Genomic DNA, 890 nt, shown 5'->3' with positions numbered 1-890 from the left:
CTCTTCCTGGAGCTTTTACCCCTACTTGCTCAACCTTTCAGCTGCCTGATTTTGAAAAACTCTATGATGAATTTAAAAAAGTTGGCATTGATGAAATTTATTGCCTTTCCGTCAATGATGCTTTTGTCATGAACGCTTGGGGAAAAGCACAAGGTATTAAAAACGTAAAATTAATCCCTGATGGCTCAGGTGAATTCACACGAAAAATGGGTATGCTGGTTGCAAAAGACAATGTTGGTTTTGGAATGCGCTCATGGCGCTATGCTGCTGTGATCAATGATGGTGTCATTGAACATTGGTTTGAAGAACAAGGTTTTTCAGATAATTGCGCAACAGATCCTTATGAAGTCTCCTCACCACAAAACGTTTTAAAAACCCTAAAAGGCTAATTTCCAACCAAATACACGCATTTTAAACAAAACTTCACGGCACAACTTTCTTCGCAAAGGAATTTGTGCTGTTTTTATTTTACGAATTTTGAATTGCAAAACCTGTTAAGCCGCGATGTCTTCACCACCAAAACATGCCAGCTCATCATAGCCCCCACTTCTTTACACAAACCCAAAAACAATTTTTATCCATCATCATCGAAAGCAGCAAAGAATAACACCATTTCAAAAACCGGCTTCGTATAATAATCCACCACACATTTCTGAAGAATCAATATTGATCAAGTAATTTTCAAAGTTTTTGCAAAGCAACTATCAAGCTGTGTAATACTATTGAAAGACCTGTTGCTGAAATTTTTCAGCACCAAAACATCCTATCAGCTCATCATAGCGCCTGTTTACTTCTAAAATCCAAAAACAATTTTTTATCTATTATCATCGAAAACAGCAAAGAATAATACCATCTTGAAAACTGGTTCCGTATAACAATTCAATCTACAT

1 protein-coding gene is annotated in these 890 nt (G+C 36.4%); it reads left to right on the top strand.

Going from position 1 to position 890, the window contains the following annotated elements:
* Window positions 1-389 (top strand): redoxin family protein (locus ACFIO5_RS10215; protein WP_375705338.1); only part of this gene is annotated, 389 nt, incomplete at its 5' end.
* Window positions 390-890 lie beyond the last annotated feature (501 nt).

This window comes from Bartonella sp. AA86SXKL (assembly GCF_042196885.1).
The sequence above is the reverse complement of the archived record's forward strand: the minus strand, read 5'-3'. Positions and strand labels throughout refer to the sequence as shown.